This window comes from Variovorax paradoxus, from assembly GCF_030811855.1.
GTDB classification, from domain to species: domain Bacteria; phylum Pseudomonadota; class Gammaproteobacteria; order Burkholderiales; family Burkholderiaceae_C; genus Variovorax; species Variovorax paradoxus_L.
The window spans coordinates 68,045-86,252 of the sequence record NZ_JAUSRN010000002.1 but is presented as its reverse complement, the minus strand read 5'-3'; the positions used below and the strand labels follow the sequence as shown (position 1 = coordinate 86,252).

At 67.2% G+C, this 18,208-nt stretch carries 13 protein-coding genes; 8 read left to right on the top strand and 5 right to left on the bottom strand.

Annotated features, from left to right (window positions below):
- Window positions 1–27: 27 nt before the first annotated feature.
- On the top strand, window positions 28–1,365 hold the full coding sequence (gene phoR, locus J2X92_RS05250; RefSeq protein WP_307573997.1) for a phosphate regulon sensor histidine kinase PhoR: 1,338 nt from the start codon (window positions 28–30) through the stop codon (window positions 1,363–1,365).
- Here phoR and J2X92_RS05245 read toward each other — a convergent pair.
- The 3 genes from J2X92_RS05245 to J2X92_RS05235 all read right to left on the bottom strand — a co-directional run bounded on the left by J2X92_RS05245 (window position 1,354) and on the right by J2X92_RS05235 (window position 4,791).
- Window positions 1,354–2,697: an MATE family efflux transporter gene (locus J2X92_RS05245; protein ID WP_307573995.1), complete on the bottom strand. Its 1,344-nt coding sequence runs from the start codon at window positions 2,695–2,697 to the stop codon at window positions 1,354–1,356. The two genes, phoR and J2X92_RS05245, sit on opposite strands and share 12 nt — an antisense overlap.
- A 3-nt stretch (window positions 2,698–2,700) precedes the next feature.
- Window positions 2,701–4,440: a hypothetical protein gene (locus J2X92_RS05240; protein WP_307573994.1), complete on the bottom strand. Its 1,740-nt coding sequence runs from the start codon at window positions 4,438–4,440 to the stop codon at window positions 2,701–2,703.
- Between the two features lie 81 nt (window positions 4,441–4,521).
- On the bottom strand, window positions 4,522–4,791 hold the full coding sequence (locus J2X92_RS05235) for a type B 50S ribosomal protein L31 (protein WP_019653042.1): 270 nt from the start codon (window positions 4,789–4,791) through the stop codon (window positions 4,522–4,524).
- Window positions 4,792–4,950: 159 nt separating this feature from the next.
- Between J2X92_RS05235 and J2X92_RS05230 the strand changes: the two genes are divergently transcribed.
- Window positions 4,951–6,009 carry an oxidoreductase gene (locus J2X92_RS05230; protein ID WP_307573990.1) on the top strand — a complete coding sequence of 353 codons (1,059 nt, stop codon included), beginning with the start codon at window positions 4,951–4,953 and terminating at the stop codon, window positions 6,007–6,009.
- 58 nt (window positions 6,010–6,067) lie between these two features.
- On the opposite strand, the gene rho is transcribed toward J2X92_RS05230, so the two are convergent.
- Together rho and trxA are read right to left on the bottom strand one after the other, a co-directional pair.
- On the bottom strand, window positions 6,068–7,333 hold the full coding sequence (gene rho, locus J2X92_RS05225) for a transcription termination factor Rho (RefSeq protein ID WP_021007063.1): 1,266 nt from the start codon (window positions 7,331–7,333) through the stop codon (window positions 6,068–6,070).
- Window positions 7,334–7,515: 182 nt separating this feature from the next.
- Window positions 7,516–7,848 (bottom strand): thioredoxin TrxA, encoded by a 333-nt coding sequence (gene trxA / locus J2X92_RS05220; protein WP_012747433.1) that lies wholly within the window; start codon window positions 7,846–7,848, stop codon window positions 7,516–7,518.
- Window positions 7,849–8,005: 157 nt separating this feature from the next.
- Here trxA and J2X92_RS05215 point away from each other — a divergent pair, with 157 nt between their 5' ends.
- From J2X92_RS05215 to J2X92_RS05190, 6 genes are all read left to right on the top strand, one after another.
- Window positions 8,006–10,597: a PD-(D/E)XK nuclease family protein gene (locus J2X92_RS05215; protein WP_307573989.1), complete on the top strand. Its 2,592-nt coding sequence runs from the start codon at window positions 8,006–8,008 to the stop codon at window positions 10,595–10,597.
- Window positions 10,594–13,857 (top strand): UvrD-helicase domain-containing protein, encoded by a 3,264-nt coding sequence (locus J2X92_RS05210; protein WP_307573987.1) that lies wholly within the window; start codon window positions 10,594–10,596, stop codon window positions 13,855–13,857. Before J2X92_RS05215 ends, J2X92_RS05210 begins: the two co-directional genes overlap by 4 nt.
- Window positions 13,854–15,092, top strand: coding sequence for a TIGR03862 family flavoprotein (locus J2X92_RS05205; protein ID WP_307573984.1), 1,239 nt, complete (start codon window positions 13,854–13,856; stop codon window positions 15,090–15,092). Before J2X92_RS05210 ends, J2X92_RS05205 begins: the two co-directional genes overlap by 4 nt.
- Window positions 15,093–15,172: 80 nt before the next feature.
- Window positions 15,173–17,086, top strand: coding sequence for a galactose oxidase-like domain-containing protein (locus J2X92_RS05200; protein WP_307573983.1), 1,914 nt, complete (start codon window positions 15,173–15,175; stop codon window positions 17,084–17,086).
- A gap of 34 nt (window positions 17,087–17,120) precedes the next feature.
- The gene (locus J2X92_RS05195; RefSeq protein WP_307573982.1) at window positions 17,121–17,567 is read left to right on the top strand and encodes a hypothetical protein; all 447 of its coding nucleotides are present in this window, start codon (window positions 17,121–17,123) and stop codon (window positions 17,565–17,567) included.
- A complete protein-coding gene (locus tag J2X92_RS05190) occupies window positions 17,564–18,172 on the top strand; it encodes an SCO family protein (protein ID WP_307573981.1) in 609 nt (202 codons plus the stop codon). Before J2X92_RS05195 ends, J2X92_RS05190 begins: the two co-directional genes overlap by 4 nt.
- Window positions 18,173–18,208: the final 36 nt, after the last annotated feature.

Genomic DNA, 18,208 nt, shown 5'->3' with positions numbered 1-18,208 from the left:
GTCCGCGGGCGCGGATAATCGCCCGCCATGCCTTTCCGTATTGCTACATTTCTCATAGCGTCCATTGCAATAGGAGTGGGCGCTGGCGCTATTTTTGGCTGGAAGTTCGGATGGCTGGGCGCCTGGCTGGGCGCGGCGCTGTGGCTCGCTCTCGATGCATGGCGGGCCGAGCGCCTGCTGCAGGTGCTGCGCAATAACGCGGCAGGCCTGCCGACGCGCGGAGCCGGTGTTTGGGGCGAACTCTCCGAGCGAATCCGCAAGCTGCTGCGCGAACGCGAGCAGCAGACGCGACAGGCCGAAGACCGGTTGCAGGAGTTCCTGGCGGCCATCCAAGCCTCGCCCAACGGCGTGATCCTGCTGGACGAGCAGGGTCGCATCGAATGGTGCAACCAGACGGCGGCAAGCCAGTTCGGCATCGATGCCGAACGCGATCTCCTGCAGCATCTTGCGAATCTTGTACGCGACCCCGCTTTCGTGGCCTACCTTGCGTCGTGGAACTACAGCCGCGACGTCGTCATCGATGCTTCCGGCCCGGGCCAGGCGCAGCAGCGCAGCCATCCGGTGCGCCTGTCGGTGCAGGTGCATCCGTATGCGGGCAACCGCCGCATGCTATTGACGCGGGACATCACGGCGCTTGAGCAGGCCGAAGCCATGCGGCGCGACTTCGTCGCCAATGTTTCGCACGAGATCCGCACGCCGCTCACCGTGCTGGCGGGCTTTGTCGAAACGCTACAGAACCTGCCGCTCGATGCGGACGAGCGTGCACGGTATCTCTCGCTGATGAGCCAGCAGTCGCACCGCATGGAAACGCTGGTGAACGACCTGCTGACGCTCTCGCGCCTGGAGGGCAGTGCGGCGCCGTCCGGCAGCCAGTGGATCCGCATCCGCGCGCTCATGGCGCATTGCGAGGACGAAGCGCGCGGGTTGTCGGGCCGGTTGGCGCCGCAGGGCCATCGCCTTTCGTTCGACATCGAGGCCGAGTCCGAAATCTCCGGTGCGCCGACCGAACTTCAGAGCGCCATGTCGAACCTGCTGAGCAATGCAATCCGCTACACGCCAGGTGGCGGCGAGGTGGCTGTGAGCTGGCGGCTGCTGCCCGACGGACGCGGCGAATACGCGGTGCGCGATACCGGCCCCGGCATTGCCGCCGAGCACATTCCGAGGCTGACCGAGCGCTTCTATCGCATCGACCGCAGTCGTTCGCGCGAGACCGGCGGCACCGGGCTGGGCCTGGCGATCGTGAAGCACATTGCGCAGCGGCATGGCGCCGAGTTGCGCATCCAGAGCACGGTGGGCAAGGGCTCTCGCTTTGCGCTCGTGTTCCCGGCCACCCGGGTGCGCGAAGCGCGGGTGCTAGCGAAGTGAACGCCGCATCGTCCACCGCAGCAGCGCGCCGAACAACACGGCCGTGACAGCGAGCGCGCCCGCGCTCATGAGCCAGAACGCCAAGGGCGACTGCATCGCGGGCCAGGGGCCGAGCCCGCGGTAGGCCAACAGGTAGCTCCCGCCGAGCCCGAACCCCCAGAGCAGCGTGCAATAAATGACCAGCGGCACAAGCGTGACACGGTAGCAGCGCAGCACGAAAACGCAGAGCGTCTGCAGCGCATCGGCAAAGTGGTACACCGCCACCACCAGCAATAGCGCTGCGGCAAGCGCAATCACGGCTGGGTTGTCGGAATACACATGGGCCAGCTGGAAGCGCAGCGCCACCAGTGCGCCTGCGAAGAACAGGGCGCAAAGCGCAGTGAGCTCAAAGCCCATGCGGCAGGCGCGGCGAGCCTTGATCGCTTGCCCGGCGCCGAGCCAGAAGCTCACGCGCGCGCTGGTGGCAATGCCGAGGGAGAGCGGCACCATGTAGGCCACTGCCAGCAGGTTCGAGGCGATCTGGTGCGCGGCGGCTGCGGCCGTGCCGAGGCGCGCGATAAACAGCGCCATCAGCGTGAATGAAGTCACTTCCACCAGCACCGCGAGGCCGCCCGGAATGCCAAGGCTCGCGAACTGGCGAATCTGCCGCCAGTCGGGTGCTTCGATGCGCTGCCAGAGGCGATAGTCCTTGTAGAAGGAGCTGCCGCGCAGGAGCCAGACCGCGCAGCCCAGCATGCTCCAGTTCACGCACAGTGTGGCCCACGCACAGCCCACCAGGCCCATGGCCGGCAGTCCGGCACCGCCGAAGGTGAACCAGATCGACAGCGGCAGCTTCACGAACAGCGAACCCAGCTGAAGCCAGGTCACGACCTGCGGTTTGCCGAGGCTCTGGTTCAGCGTGCTGAAAAGACGGAAGAGCAGGGCGGGCGGAAGCGCGAAGGCGAGCACAGCCAGGTAGGCCTCCACGCCGGCGCGCATCTCGGGAGGCACCTGGGTCCATCGCAACACGGCACCGGGGAAGAGCAGCACGACCATGCCGATGGCGATGGTGATGCCGCTCAGGTAGAGCGACTGTCGCACGGAGCGGCCAACTTCGCTCCTGCGGTCGGCGCCGTGCAGTTCGGCCCACACCGGCAACAGCGCCTGCAGCACGCCCATGAGCGAGACGAAAACGCTGATGAAGATGGCCGCGCCCACCGACAAAGCCGCCAGCGCGCTCTCGGCATAGCGGCCGGCCACGATGGTGTCGGTCACACCAAACGCCATCACGGCCAGTTGGCCGACCAGCACCGTGCCGGCGTGCCGCGCGATCAGGCCTCGTTCGCCAATCACTTGCTACGGTGCGATCTTCTGGTAGAGCAGCAGGTCGTCGGTTGCACTGCTGGGCCGGCGGAGGGTGCCACTGAAGTGCCATTTCTCCAGGGGAATGATGAGGTGCAGCCGCTCGATGGTGTCGGGGCTCACCAGCAGCCAGGGGCAGTTGGTGCCAAGCAGCAGCGGCTGCAGGTTGAAACGGCCGTGGTGCTTCAGGGCCGCAATGTGCGCCCGGCTGAGCGCCAGTTCGGCGATGCAGCTTGGCTGGCCGACACGCTCGGCCACCGCACGAACCTGCGGCACATAGCTGCGTGCGTAGTCGATGGAAGGCAGCCAGAGCGTCATCAGCAGCATCCAGCACAGCGCAGTGCCGCCGGCCGGAAGCACCAGTGTTTTCCAGAGTGCCGCGCGGTGGCGCCCCGTACGCCAGCGCACCAGCCAGCACCAGGCGATGCTTGCGGCCAGGGCCAGCACGAAGGGAATGGTCGAGAACTCGGGCACGAAGCCGGGCACCAGCCGCGCCACGCTGGCCGCCGGCTTGGGCGGGACGCCGGTCTGCATGGCGACCCAGTAGATCCAGCCGAGCACCGCCAGGCCGCTGAAGAACAGCACGTTGAACCAGTCGATCAGCGCCGCCACGCTCCGCCGGAACGTGGGCAGCGCAAAAGCTGCCAGCGTGGCGAGGGCGGGGAGCGCCAGCAGCAGCGACCGGTCGGAATAGTCGGTGGTCCAGGTGGCGGCAAGCGGTACCAGCGCAAACCAGAACGGCAGGGCCACGTGGCGCGCGGTGAGCAGCCGGCGCCAGCGCCAAAGCGTCCAGAGAGCGAGAGGCCAGACCGGCCAGGTGAACCACACCAGCAGCTTGGCCTGGCTGCGCACGTCGCCCAGCACAGAGGTGCTGCTCGGATGCTGGCCGGGTAGCTGGATCTTCCACTGCAGCAGGCCCAGCCCGGCGGCCAGCGCCGCGGCCACCAGCGCGGCTGCAATCATCGTGGCCAGTGCATCCTTGCTGTAGCCGGGACTTTCGTCGGTGGCGGTGTTTGCCTCGGCCTTGGCGGTGCGCCGCTCATAGGCCATGAAGAGGGCACTGCCCACCGCCAGCGCCAGGCCGACTGTCGGCCCGCCGCTCAGCGTCATGCCGATGGTGCCGACCATCAGCGCGATGACCGGGCCCAACCGTCGGTACGGCAACGCGGCCACACCGTAGAAAAGATGCGAGGCAAAGTACAGCTGTGCCAGTGCCGGCGTGGTTTCATGGCCGAGTTGGGCCAGCCCCAGGCAGGCGATCAGGGCCAGCAGCCCACCGTCGGCAATCGCGCGGGCGTAGTCGGTCGGGCGCGCCTCGCCGCCGAATGCGAAAGCCACCGGCTGGGCCCGCGAGGTGCGGGCAAGGTAGTAGACCGCGTACCAGGTGGCGGTGAACGTGCCCCAGAGCAGCAGTGCAAAGACGATGCGCACCGCCAAGTCGGGGTGCAGCCACGAGGGCGCGATCTTGATCGCCCAGGCACCGATCCAGTACGGGATGAGCGCCGGCGTTTCGGGCCGAAGGCCCAGGAGCAGGGGGTCGAACCAGCGAGAGATGCCCTCGGTGTTGCGCGCCAGCTCGGCCATGTAGCCGAACGAGGTAATGTCCGCGCTTTTCCAGGGGCCGCGGCCCAAAAGGCCCGGCAGGAGGTAGGCGGCGCATAACAACAGCAATGCGATGCGCGGCAACCGGCGCACGGCGCTTTGGGCAACGATCGCTGGGGTGGGCTGGTTCACAAGGTGGTTCGGACGGCAGTCTTGGGAAAGAAAAAGGGCAGCGCGGTAAACCGGGCTGCCCTCGATGCGAAAGCGCGTGCTTTACTTGGAAGCAGCGCCGGTGGTCTTGCCGAAGCGGTTGCGGAACTTCTCGACGCGACCGCCCATGTTGTCGACCGACTTCTGGGTGCCGGTGTAGAACGGGTGCGATTCGCTGGTGGTGTCGAGCTTGAACAGCGGCAGTTCGCGGCCGTCGTCGGTCTTGCCCATTTCCTTGGTGTTCGCGCACGAACGGGTCACGAACTTGAAGCCGTTCGACATGTCGACGAACAGAACTTCGCGGTAATTCGGGTGGATGCCTTCTTTTGCCATGGTCTTTCCTTTGGGGTCGATGCGAGAGCCACAAGCTCGCCCTACAGAGGGGCAAGCCATCCCGGGTGGGGAATCGCCGGGCAAAACGCCCAGCCGCACTTTTCGCGGAGCCAGCGATTATCGCATACTGGCCGTTTTGAGCGAAAGGCGGCCTCTCAGATGACCTCCAGAACGTTGCGCGCCGGCCTCGTCGGCTACGGCTTTGCCGGCCAGACCTTCCATGCGCCAGTGCTTTCGGCCGTTTCAGGGCTCGAATTGGCGGCCGTGGCAAGCTCGCAGCCGCACAAAGTCCATGCCGAATGGCCTGGCGTGGCCGTGGTGCCCGACGTCGATGCGCTCGTGGCTCGGGCGGACATCGACCTGGTGGTGGTGGCCACCCCCAATGCGCAGCATTTTCCGGTCGCCAAGGCAGCCCTGGAAGCCGGGAAGCACGTGGTGGTGGACAAGCCTTTCACGCTCGATGCCGCCGAAGCGCGCGAACTCGAGCTGTTGGCCGAGTGCAACAATCGCGTGCTCTCCGTTTACCAGAATCGCCGTTTCGACGCCGACTACCTCACGCTCAAGGACCTGCTGGCCAGCGGCGAAGTGGGCCGGCCGGTGTACCTGGAGTCGCATTTCGACCGCTTCCGCCCCGAGGTGCGCGACCGCTGGCGCGAGCAGAAAGTGCCCGGCTCCGGTCTTTGGGTCGACCTGGGCGCCCATCTGGTCGACCAGACGGTCCAGCTGTTCGGCAAGCCCGACACGCTGCAGCTCGACACCGCGGTGCTTCGAGAGGGCGCGCAGGTCGAGGACTATTTTCACGCCGTGCTGCGCTATGAAAGCGGTCCTCATGCGCCGCTGCGCGTGGTGCTGCACGCCACCACGCTGGCCGCCCATGCCGCGCCGCGCTACATCCTGCACGGCACACGCGGCAGCTATGTGAAGCACGGCGTCGATCCGCAGGAAGACGCGCTGCGCGCCGGAGGCCGCCCGGGCGGCGACGACTGGGGTGTGGACCCGTTGCTGGGTGAACTGAAGACGGTGGCGGTCGAAAACTGGGTGCGCGAGAGCACGGTGCCCAACCGCCGCGGCAACTACGTTGATTACTACGCCGCGGTGCGCGACGCCATCCTCGGCATCGCATTAAACCCAGTGCCGCCTGAGGAGGCGGTGGCACTCATGGAACTGCTCGACCTGGGCACTCGCAGCGCACGCGAGGGCCGGGCTTTGGCACCATGAAAAAAGCGCGTCGCCCCAATGGGGACGACGCGCTTTCGGGCGACGATCGCGAGGGGGCTCAGCCGCCTCGGCGCATCATGTCGAAGAACTCGACATTGGTCTTCGTTGCCTTCATGTTCTTGAGCATGAGCTCCATCGACTCGATCTCGTCCATGTTGTACATGAGCTGGCGCAGGATGCGCGTCTTCTGCAGGATCTCGGGAGCCAGCAGCAGCTCTTCGCGACGGGTGCCGCTGCGGTTGAGCTGGATCGACGGGAACACGCGCTTTTCGTACAGGCGGCGGTCCAGGTGGATTTCGGAGTTGCCGGTGCCCTTGAACTCTTCGAAGATCACTTCGTCCATGCGGCTGCCCGTGTCGATCAGCGCGGTGCCGATGATGGTCAGCGAGCCGCCTTCTTCGACGTTGCGCGCCGCGCCCAGGAAGCGCTTGGGGCGCTGCAGCGCGTTGGAGTCGACACCGCCGGTCAGCACCTTGCCCGACGAAGGCACGACGTTGTTGTAGGCGCGGGCAAGGCGGGTGATCGAGTCGAGCAGGATCACCACGTCCTTCTTGAGCTCGACCAGGCGCTTGGCGCGCTCGATCACCATTTCGGCCACGTGCACGTGGCGCGCGGCGGGCTCGTCGAAGGTCGAGGCAATGACCTCGCCCTTCACGGTGCGCTGCATTTCGGTCACTTCTTCAGGTCGCTCGTCCACCAGCAGCACCATCATGTGCACTTCGGGGTAGTTGGCGCTGATGGCGTGGGCGATGTGCTGCATCATCACCGTCTTGCCGCTCTTGGGCGGCGCCACCAGCAGAGCACGCTGGCCCTTGCCGATGGGGGCGATGATGTCGATGATCCGGCCCGTGATGTTCTCGTCGCTCTTGACGCCGTCGCGTTCCAGCTTCATCTGTTCCTTGGGGAACAGCGGCGTCAAGTTCTCGAACATCACCTTGTGCTTGTTCTGCTCGGGCGGACCGTCGTTGACCTTGTCGAGCTTGGTCAGCGCGAAGTAGCGCTCGCCGTCCTTGGGCGTGCGCACTTCGCCTTCGATCATGTCGCCGGTGTGCAGGTTGAAGCGGCGCACCTGGCTCGGCGAGATGTAGATGTCGTCGGTGCTGGCGGTGAAGCTGGTGTCGGGGCTGCGCAGGAAGCCGAAGCCGTCGGGCAGGATTTCGAGCACGCCGTCGGCAAAGACCTGCTCGCCGGCCTTGGCGCGCTTCTTGATGATCGCAAACATCAGCTCCTGCTTGCGCATGCGGCCGACGTTTTCGATCTCAAGCGCTTCAGCCTGCTTGAGGACTTCAGACACGTGGAGTGCCTTGAGTTCGTTTAAGTGCATGGAATGACCCCTTGCGGGGCAATCGATCGGAAAAACGGGGGGAGGTTTAGTGTGAAGCGAGAGCTGCTTCACAAACCGGGGAACTCGAACCGGTTACCTCGAAGGGGCCGGTGATCTGTGGGAGATTATGACAGCAAAAAACCGTCCGGCCAACGCATTGCGCGCTGGCCGGTTGAAATGCCTCAGGCGAGCTGCTGGTCGATGAAGGCGGTGAGTTGCGCCTTGCTCATGGCGCCAACCTTGGTGGCGGCCAGCTGGCCGTCCTTGAAGAGCATGAGCGTGGGGATGCCGCGGATGCCGAACTTGGCCGGGATGTCACGGTTCTCGTCCACATTGAGCTTGGCGATCTGCAGCTTGCCTTCGTAGGCGGTCGACACTTCGTCCAGGATGGGCGCAATCATCTTGCAGGGACCGCACCATTCGGCCCAGTAGTCGACCAGCACGGGCTGGCTGGACTTGAGCACGTCGGCTTCGAAGGAAGAATCGGAGATGTGTTTGATCAGGTCGCTGGCCATGAGATGTGTCCTTGTGCGCGGAGAGTTTCGGTGCAGCTAAAGTGCTGGTCATTGTGACAGAAACCAAGGGGTGGGGTGCCAGCGGGAACGCTATGACACCGATAGCAAAAGCCCTTTGCGCGTCGCGCCTCCACGCTCCCAAACCCCTCGACAGAACATGAACGAAGGCCACCCCGTCCAGGCCCTGTGGTGCGACCCCGCCGATGGCGTCGTCGCGCGCATTGCCGGCGCCATTGCACAGCGCCAGCTGCACGCGGCGCGCACCGTGGTGCTGGTGCCGTATGCGCAATTGATGGGCGTGGGGCGCAGCATGTGGGCGCGATGCGGGACCCCGGGCTTCGTGCCGCGTTTCGAAACCACGCGCAACTGGGCGCGCAGCGCGGGTGGGTTCTTGCCCTCGGGCTACGACATCGCCTTCGACATGGCGCACGACCTGGTCACGGCCCAGGCACTGCTGTCGCAGGCCGGCTTTACCGCTGAGCGCTTTGCGCTGGCCGGGCGCGTGGTCGAGCTGGCATACCAACTTGCGCCCCTGGCGGCTGCCGCGCTCCCCGAAGAGCGGGGCAGCGAATGGGCGCAGCGGGCGGCTCACGTGGCCGAGGCGGGCAGCGAGTCGGAATGGTTTCGCATCGAAAGCGCGCTGATCCGCGTGGCGGTGGCCTGGGCCGCCAACTCCGGCTACGCCACCGATGTGCTGCTGCGCGAGAACGTGCGCGCCCAGGTCGATGCGCTCATCGTGCTTGACGGCTTCCAGACCGATCCGCTGACGCAGACGCTTTGCACCTTGTGGGGCGATCGCGCGATTCATCTTTCGCTGGTTCCTACGGCCTCGCCAGCCGCGGCGGCCAGCGCCCATGTGGCTGCCGACCCTGAAGACGAAGCGGAACTGGCGGCTGCCTGCGTGCTGCGGCACCTGGCCGAGGGCCGGGCACCGGTCGCGCTGATCACCACCGACCGCGCGCTTACGCGGCGCATCGGTGCGCAGCTCCAGGCCGAGGGCATCACGGCGCACGACGAAACCGGCTGGAAACTTTCCACCACCCGCGCCGCCGCCACGGTAATGAGCGGTCTGCGCGCCTCTGCGCACGACGCAGGCAGCGACCAGGTGCTCGACTGGCTCAAGAGCGGCGCTGACGGCGATGCCATGGCTGTTCAGGCGCTGGAGGCTCGGCTGCGCCGCGAAGGCGTGCGCGAGTGGTCCGCCTGGTGCGGGCAGGTGGCGCGCAGCGAGAAGCCGCAGGACATCGCGCTGCTCCCGTTCACCGAAGCCATCGAAGGCCGCCGCATGGCCATGGCCAAGTCGAGGCCACTGGCCGATTGGCTCCGCGCGCTACGCGAACTGCTGGAAGCCGGTGCCCAATGGGAGTCGCTCGCAGCCGACATGGCCGGCGCCAAGGTTATCGGCGCGCTGTGGCTCGATGCCAATGCGCACGGCGACGACGACGATTTTCCCGGCGGACGCCACACGTTGGCCGAGTTCACAGCCTGGGTGCGCGACGTGCTTGAGGATGCCAGCTTCGTGCCGCCAGCCGGCAGCGACGCGCCCCAGGTGGTGGTGTTGCCGCTGCACCAGTTGCTGGGCCGCGCGTTCGGCGCTGTGGTCATTCCCGGCTGCGACGACCGGCGCTTGCCGGCGTCGCCCGAGCCGCCAGGCAACTGGAGTGCTGCCCAGCGCGCCGAACTGGGCCTGCCCGCACGCGAAACCCTCGAGGCCGCGCAACGCGCAGCCTGGGCCGCGGCCCTGTGCAACCCGTGCTGCGAAATTCTGTGGCGGCAGTCCGATGCCAGCGGCGAGCCCGTCCGCCCGAGCCCGCTGGTGCAGGCGCTGCAGCTCGACCATGCCCTGCAGCTTGCGACAGACCCGCGCACGCCGCGTGAGGTGGCTCTGCAGCCGACGATGTATCCAACGCCTTCCGGCGCGTTGCTGCCGCTGCGGAACATCTCGACTACCGTCTATGAGGACCTGCGCCGCTGTCCTTACCGCTTCTTTGCCTTGCGGCAACTGGGCTTGCGCAGCGCGGACGAGCTCGATGCCGAGGTCGACAAGCGCGACTTCGGCAACTGGCTGCACGCCGTGCTGGGTTATTTTCATGAAGCGCTCAAAGAGAAGCCGACCCACGACGCCGCCGAGCGCATGGCCCTCATGAGCGCGGCGGCAGAGGATGCCACCCGCGAGTTCGCGTTGTCTGATGCCGAGTTTCTGCCCTTCGCCGCGGCTTGGCCGGCCGTGCGCGACGGCTACCTGCAATGGCTTGGGGAGCACGAGGCAAGCGGCGCCGTCTTCGTCGAGTCGGAGCCGTGGAAGGAACAACCGCTGGGCAACCTGCAACTGGTCGGCCGGCTGGACCGCATCGACCGCATGCCCGACGGCCAGGCCTTCGTGATCGACTACAAGACCGAATCCGCCGCGGTGACCAAGGAGCGCGTGAAGGACCCGACCGAGGACACGCAGCTGGCCTTCTATGCCGCGCTGGTTGCCGACGACACGCTGCGCGCCGCCTACGTCAACGTCGGCGAGAAGTCGTCGGGCACGCAGACCGTCGAACAGCCCGTGGTGGTGGAGGCGCGCGATGCGCTGGTGGCGGGCATCCTCGATGACTTCGTCCGCATTGCGCAAGGCGCGGCGCTGCCGCCGTTGGGCGAAGGCGCAATCTGCGACTACTGCGCGGCGCGCGGCCTCTGCCGTAAAGACTTCTGGGAGGTCGAGAGGCCCCCGGTTTCGATGGTGGCTGGAGCATTGGCGAAATGAACGGCGCCGCCTACGAACACAACGGCCGGCATGTCACGCGCGAGGCCTTCTACACCGTCGCCTGCGATCCGCGGCGATCGGTTGCCGTCGAGGCCTGCGCCGGCGCGGGCAAGACCTGGATGCTGGTGTCGCGCATCTTGCGCGCGTTGCTCGAAGAGGGCGACTCCGCCTGCGAGCCGCACGAGATCCTGGCGATCACTTTCACCAAGAAGGCCGCCGGCGAGATGCGCGAGCGCCTGGACCAATGGCTCGAACAATTCGCCGAGCGCAGCCCCGAGGATCTGGTGCGCGAACTCGTGGTTCGGGGCGTGGAACCTGCGGCCGCGCTAGGCGCCGTGCCGCGCCTGCAGGGCCTCTACAGGCGCTTGCTCGAAGGCGGACGGCCGGTGCAGTTCCGCACCTTCCACGCCTGGTTTGCGGGCCTGCTGCGCAACGCGCCGCTGGCAGTGCTGCGCGAACTCGGCCTGCCCGCGAACTACGAACTGCTCGAGGACGATGCCGAGGCGCGCGCACGCACCTGGCGGCCCTTCTTCGAAGCCGTGACCTCCGACAAGGAGGCTCTGGCCGACTACTACGCCGTCGTCGCCACCTATGGCCGATCGCAGACCGCCAAGGCGCTGGGCGAAGCGCTCACGCGCCGCGTCGAGTTCGTGCTGTCCGATCCTGCCTCCGCCGTGCAGCACTTCAGTGCCATGCATCCCGCGCTTCAAGGCATGGACGATCCGACCGATGCCTTGAGCGGAGAAGCGGTCAGGCGCCGCTGGCTCGACCGTGCCGCCGCGCTCGGCCGCGAGGCCAACAAGACGCCGCAGAAGGCCGCCGAGGCGATCATCGACGTGTTCGGCACCGGTGAGCCGCCGCGCGAGTCGCGCGCCGCCGCACTGGCGCACCTGCGCAAGAACTTCTTCGTCGCCGCCGAAGACCGGCTTACGAAGAATCTGCAGAAATACCCCGCCGCGCAAGAGGCGGAGGCCGAGCTCCAGACCCTGTGTGCAGCACAGGCGCAGCACGCGGCCTGGCTCTACCAGCAACGCATGACGCGGCTCACGCGCATCCTCATCTCCGCCTTTGCCGAGGTGAAGCGCGCGCATGGCTGGGTCGACATGAACGATGTCGAGCAGGCTGCACAGCTGCTGCTCGGCCAGTCGGCATTGTCGGGATGGGTGCAGGAGCGGCTCGACGCGCGCATCGCGCACCTGCTGATCGATGAGTTCCAGGACACCAATCCGCTGCAGTGGCAGGCGCTCTACGGCTGGCTCAGCGCCTACACCGGTGCGGGCGGCAGCGCGCCGCGCGTCTTCATCGTGGGCGACCCGAAGCAGAGCATTTACCGTTTCCGCCGTGCCGAGCCGCAGGTGTTCATTGCGGCGAAGAAGTTCGTGCGCGAAGGTCTCGGTGGCGAGCTGCTCAACTGCGACCACACCCACCGCAACGCGCGCGCCGTCGTCGGGTTGGTGAACCAGGCCATGCTGGCTGCGCAAGAGGCCGGAGAGTTCGACGGCTACCGCGCCCACACAACGGAGCGCAACGACGAAGGCGAACTGCTCAAGCTGCCCGCCATCGACCGCGATGCCCTCAACACCGTCGCCCAGGCCGCGCCAGCCGACGACGGCATGCTGCATTGGCGCGACAGCCTCGTGACCCCGCGCGTGTTGCCCGAAGAGCAATTGCTGCAAAAGGAATGCGAGCAGGCTGCGCGCTGGGTGGCGCAGCGCATTGCCGACGGCACGCCGCCGCGGCAGATCATGGTGCTGGCGCGCCGGCGCAACCGGCTGGCCGCCATGCAGGACGCGCTGCGCCAGCGCCATATTCCCGTGCAGCAGCCCGAGAAGAACGAACTGCACGACGCACCCGAGGTGCAGGACGTGGTGGCGCTGATCGATGCACTGGTGTCACCCGCGCACGATCTTTCGCTGGCACGTGCACTCAAGTCGCCGCTGTTCGGCATTGGCGACGATGCGCTGGTGCAACTGGCGCTGCGCCAGCGCGAGCAACCTTCCCTGAGCTGGTTCGGATTGCTTCAGAAAGGCGAGGGCTTGCCCGCGGCGTTGGTCGAAGCCGGCACCTCGCTCAAGCGATGGCAGCGCTGGCTCGCGGCATTGCCGCCGCACGATGCGATCGATGCAATTTTTCATGACGGCGACGTGCTGGCCAAGTTCGGCGCCGCCGTGCCTGCCCCGATGCGGCAGAGCGCGCTGGCCAATCTGCGCGGGCTGGTCGCGGCATCGCTCGACATCGAGGGCGCGCGCTTTGCCACGCCCTACGCGCTGGTGCGTGCATTGCGAGCAGGCGGCGTACGCGCGCCGTCCGTCGCCGTACCCGATGCGGTGCAGCTCCTGACCGTCCATGGCGCCAAGGGCCTCGAGGCTGACACTGTGCTCATGCTCGATTGCGATGCTCCGTCACCGCGCGCGCAGACCATGGGCGTACTGGTCGAATGGAAGGGCAGCGACAGCGCACCGACGCGTTTCGTGTTCATGGCGAGCGAAAAAACGCCGCCGAGCTGCGCCACCACATTGCTCGAAGAAGAGCAGCGGGCGCGCCATCGTGAAGAGCTCAACGGGCTCTATGTCGCGACCACGCGGGCGCGCGAGCGGCTGGTGCTGTCGTCGGTGCAGCCTGCCCGTGCCAACGAGAGCAGCTGGTGGTCGCGGCTCGAGTCGATGTGCGAACCGGCGGAAGCCGACGAGCCGCTGGTCCTGATGCCGGTGGAGTCCGTAGTTGGCAGTTTCTCGATGAACAGGATGCCTGTGCTCGCGCCCGCGGCCAAAGAACCAGTGGCCGTCAAGAAGGCCGTTACCGCAACGGTCGACGCACGGGCTGCCGCGTTCGGCCAGGCGATGCACCGGCTGCTTGAGTGGGCAGTGCCGGGCGAGGCGCTGCCACCCGCGCACGTGCGCGCTGCGGCCCGCGAGTTCATGCTCGATGCGCAACAGGCGCGCGGCGCCGCCGTGCTGGCCGAGCGCATTCGCGCGGGAGCCGGTGCATGGGCGTGGGATGAGCGCATGATCGACTGGCATGGCAACGAAGTGACCCTGGTCCACGAAGGCGAAACGCTGCGCATCGACCGGCTGGTGCGCGAGCGCGCCAGCGGTGCCTGGTGGATCCTCGACTACAAATCTGCCGCGCGCCCTGAACGGGACGCGGAGTTGATCGCACAGATGCAGCGCTACCGCGCGGCAGTGCAACATGCCTATCCCGGTGCCTCGGTACGCGTCGCGTTCCTGACCGGGCAGGGCGAACTGGTAAATCTCGAATGACTCTTTCCCATACCGTCGCCGTGATCGGCGGCGGACCCGCCGGCCTGATGGCGGCTGAAGTCCTGAGCGCGTCCGGCGCACAGGTACACGTTTATGACGCCATGCCCTCGGTGGGCCGCAAGTTCCTGCTGGCCGGCCGTGGCGGGCTGAACCTCACGCATTCCGAGCCCTTCGATGTGTTCATGAGACGCTTCGGCGAGCGCCGCGCGCAGCTCGAACCCATGCTCACGCAGTTCGCGCCGCAGCAGGTGCGCGAATGGGCCGCCGGCCTCGGCATCGAGACCTTCGTGGGCACGTCGGGCCGCGTGTTTCCGACCGACATGAAGGCCGCGCCGTTGCTGCGCGCCTGGTTGCACCGGCTGCGCGCGGCGGGCGTGCAGTTTCACATGCGCCATCGCTGGCTTGGGGATGTGCCATTCAACGCCGCATCGTTGCGGTTCGCCACGCCAACCGGCAATGCCACGGTCAAGGCCGATGCGGTGGTGCTTGCGCTCGGCGGTGCGAGCTGGGCGCGGCTGGGCTCCGACGGTGCATGGGCCCCATGGCTGCAAGAACGCGGCGTCGATATTGCGCCGCTGCTGCCTGCCAATTGCGGATTCGACGGGGCAGGGTGGAGCGAGCATTTCTCCAGCCGTTTTGCGGGCCAGCCCTTCAAGTCGGTCGCGATCTCTTTCACCGACAGCCAGGGGCGCCGCTTTGCGCGCAAGGGCGAGTTCGTTGCAACGGCAACAGGCATCGAGGGCAGTCTCATCTACGCGGCTTCGGCGTTGCTGCGCGACGAAATCGCCGCGCACGGCAGCGCGACGCTGCTGCTCGATCTGTTGCCCGACCGCAGCGCCGAGCAGGTGCTGGCCGCCGTCAAGCATCCGCGCGGCGCACGGTCGCTCAGCAGTCACCTCAAGAGCCGGCTGGGCCTGGAAGGCATCAAGGCCGGCGTGCTGCACGAGGCATTGAGCCGGGAAGCCATGCAAGACGCCGAGCAACTGGCGACGACGATCAAGGCCGTCCCACTGCGGCTGGTCGCAACCCGGCCCATCGACGAAGCCATCAGCACTGCGGGTGGCGTGCGCTTCGACACGCTCAACGAAGGGCTCATGGCCAGCGCGTTGCCGGGCGTGTTCGTGGCGGGAGAAATGCTCGATTGGGAAGCGCCGACCGGTGGCTACCTGCTGACGGCGTCGATGGCCAGCGGGGCGGCCGCGGCGCGCGGAGCGATCAAGCACCTGGGCCTTTGAAGGCATAACTGAATACTTTTGTATTGTTTATTGCGCACACAAGGAATAAGCTACCGCTCAGACAAAAAAAAGGAGCAGCGATGACCAGCGTTACATCGCCGCGCGCCGCGCGCGGGCTTGCTTATGCATCCCTGGTGTTCCTGGTTTGGTCCGGCGGTGACGCAGGAGGCGGCGCCCGCGCGCAGGGCACAAATCCGACGCTGGCGGGCACGTCCGCATCGGCAAGCAAGCCGGCTCCACCAGACGGACAGCCGGCATCCCTCATCAGTCCGTCCCCCGGCACCAAGTTCGCAAGTCGCAGCGCGACCTTCGTCTGGAATAACACGGGTGCCAACCAGTACGGCCTGACGATCCTGTCGGCCTCTTCGGCGACACCCGTGGTGGACACATCGACAAGTGCGACAACGCTGACGGTGACAAACCTTCCCATAGACGGCGCGGGGCTCGTGGTCCGGCTGCGCTCCCGATTCAAGGGGAAGTGGCTGCCGGCCAACGAGTACCTGTTCACGGCAGCCGGATACACCGCGGCGCAATCGACCGCCGCGGTGAAGCCCTGGTCCGATCTGATCGCGCTGCCACTCGTGCCCGCATCGGCCGCCAACCTCCCCGACGGCAAGCTGCTGCTGTGGGCAGCCCGCTCGCCCACCAGCTTCAGCACGAGCAGCAGCGAGGCGTACACCTACACCTCGGTGTTCGACCCCGTCACGCGAAGCGCCAGCCCGCTGGTGGTCACGGCCACCGGCCACCAGATGTTCTGCCCTGGCCTGAGCATGCTGGCCGATGGCAGCGTGCTGGTCAGCGGCGGCAGCGATGCGACGAAGACCTCGATCTACGACCCGGCGCTGGGCGGCTGGGTGACGGGTGCGCAACTCGGCATTGCACGTGCCTACCAGGCGAGCACGACGATGTCCGACGGCTCCGTGTTCACAGTCGGCGGGTCGTGGAACGGCGGGCAGGGCGGCAAGTACGGCGAGGTGTGGTCGGCCGCCACCAAGACCTGGCGCACGCTGTCCGGCGTACCGGCCAACATGCCCGATGCGAGCAATGTCTCGAACCCGCCGCTGGCCGGCCCGGACGCGGCCGGGGTCTACCGGGGCGACAACCACATGTGGCTGTTCGGCGCCGCCAACGGCTGGGTATTCCACGCCGGGCCTGCTGCCGCAATGCATTGGATCGACACGCGCGGCAGCGGCGCCATCCTGCAGGCCGGGCTACGCAGCGACGACCCCTACGCCATGACCGCCAGCGCCGTGATGTACGACATCGGCAAGATCCTCAAGCTCGGCGGCGCGCCCAACCACGACAGCGGCAACGCCTTCAAGACCGCCTACATCATCGACATCAGCGCGGGCGCGCCGACGGCGCCCACGGTGCGCAAGCTTTCGCCGATGGCCTATGGCCGAACCTTTGTCAACAGCGTGGTGCTGCCTAACGGCGAGGTGTTCGTGATAGGCGGACAGACGCAGCCCGTTCCGTTTTCGGACTCCTACAGTGTGCTGGCGGCCGAGCTGTGGAGCCCGGAGCTGGAGAGCTTCATCACGGTGCCGCCGATGCAGAAACCGCGCAACTATCACAGCGTGGCCCTGCTGCTGCCGGACGGACGCGTGCTGGCGGGCGGCGGCGGGCTGTGCGACTGTGCGGGCGACCACCCGGATGCCGAGATCTACACGCCACCGTACCTGCTGGCAAGCGACGGTTCGCCGGCGTCCCGCCCGGCCATCACGGCCGCGCCGGCCAGCGCCACATGGGGGAGCCAGATCGCCGTGGCGACCGACCGCGCAGCGGCCCGCTTTGCGCTGGTGCGCATGGCGTCGGCCACTCACTCGGTCAACACCGATCAGCGCCGCATCCCGCTGTCATTCACGGGCACGGCAGGCAACTACCAGTTGGGCATTCCGACCGATCGCGGGACGGTGCTGCCGGGCAACTACATGCTGTTTGCACTCGACAGCAGCGGCGTGCCGAGCGTGGCGCGCACCATCAACATCCGGTAGCGGCCCGGCCCGCTTCGCGAAGCCAAGGCTTTCGATGATTAAGCTGGCGCTGGCGCTCGGAACCGCACTGGCCTTTGGCCCGGCGTGGTCCGGAAAGCCTGAAGCCGCCGTGCCTTCCTCGGTGGCGCGCGGCGCGCGCCTGTTCGATGGCACCGAGCCACTCGCCGGCACGCTGTCCGGCCACAGCGCGCCTCTCCCGGGCGCAGCGACGCGCTGCATCCAGTGCCACGCGGGCCCCGGCAAGTCCACTGCCGCTGTCTCCGGTTTCGCGCCGCCGCTCGACCGGCGCCAATTGCGCGAAGTCCTCCCGCGCCGCGGCGGCCCGCCCGTCGCGTACGAGCGCGCATCCTTCTGCCGCACGCTGCGCACCGGTATCGACCCGGCCCATGTCGCGCTGCCCCGAGCCATGCCGCGCTTCGATGCCGACGAAGGCCAGTGCGCGGCGTTGTGGGACTACCTGACGCAAGCCCTTTCTCAATGAACCCAATGAACGCGCAGGGCCCCTTCATACCCTCGCTGGTTGCATCCCGCGGGCGCCGGCGCCTGCTTGCCGCCGGTGCACTGGCGTGGCTGGGTGTGCCTCCGGCACGCGCAAACTCCAGCATCGGCCCGGTGCTGCCGGCGGTGTCGGCTCCGGCCCTGCCGCTGCGGCGCCACGACGGCGCCACACCGATGCTCGCGGCGCAGTTGCGAGGCGCCCCAACTGCCGTTCAATTGATGTTTACCGGATGCAGCACGGTCTGCCCGATCCAGGGGGCCTTGTTCTCGACGCTGCAGGCGGCATTGCTGTCGGAGCGCTACACGGCGGTGCGTCTGCTGTCGCTGAGCATCGACCCGCTGGCCGACGACCCTGTTGCACTGAGCGCCTGGTTGCGGCGCTTCGGCGCAAGGCCAACGTGGAGCGCGGCGGCGCCAGCCCCCGAGGCACTTGAGTCGATGCTCTCGCTGTTCACGGGAGGCGCGGCAGCGGGCGACCGCCATACCGGCCAGGTTTATCTGTTCGATCGTCACGCCCGGCTGGTCTGGCGAACCAGCGAGTTGCCGCCGACCGAAGAGGTCATGGCCGGACTACGGCAGATTGGTTAGCTGGATGCAGCGGCGGCGGATTCAGCGCCGGTGAGG

Bases quoted from the DNA above. Each gene is read 5' to 3' on its own strand.
- phoR (WP_307573997.1), top strand. From the start codon at position 28: ATGCCTTTCCGTATTGCTACATTTCTCATAGCGTCCATTGCAATAGGA.
- J2X92_RS05235 (WP_019653042.1), bottom strand. From the start codon at position 4,791: ATGGCAAAAGAAGGCATCCACCCGAATTACCGCGAAGTTCTGTTCGTC.
- J2X92_RS05230 (WP_307573990.1), top strand. From the start codon at position 4,951: ATGACCTCCAGAACGTTGCGCGCCGGCCTCGTCGGCTACGGCTTTGCC.
- rho (WP_021007063.1), bottom strand. From the start codon at position 7,333: ATGCACTTAAACGAACTCAAGGCACTCCACGTGTCTGAAGTCCTCAAG.
- trxA (WP_012747433.1), bottom strand. From the start codon at position 7,848: ATGGCCAGCGACCTGATCAAACACATCTCCGATTCTTCCTTCGAAGCC.
- J2X92_RS05215 (WP_307573989.1), top strand. From the start codon at position 8,006: ATGAACGAAGGCCACCCCGTCCAGGCCCTGTGGTGCGACCCCGCCGAT.
- J2X92_RS05210 (WP_307573987.1), top strand. From the start codon at position 10,594: ATGAACGGCGCCGCCTACGAACACAACGGCCGGCATGTCACGCGCGAG.
- J2X92_RS05205 (WP_307573984.1), top strand. From the start codon at position 13,854: ATGACTCTTTCCCATACCGTCGCCGTGATCGGCGGCGGACCCGCCGGC.
- J2X92_RS05200 (WP_307573983.1), top strand. From the start codon at position 15,173: ATGACCAGCGTTACATCGCCGCGCGCCGCGCGCGGGCTTGCTTATGCA.
- J2X92_RS05195 (WP_307573982.1), top strand. From the start codon at position 17,121: ATGATTAAGCTGGCGCTGGCGCTCGGAACCGCACTGGCCTTTGGCCCG.
- J2X92_RS05190 (WP_307573981.1), top strand. From the start codon at position 17,564: ATGAACCCAATGAACGCGCAGGGCCCCTTCATACCCTCGCTGGTTGCA.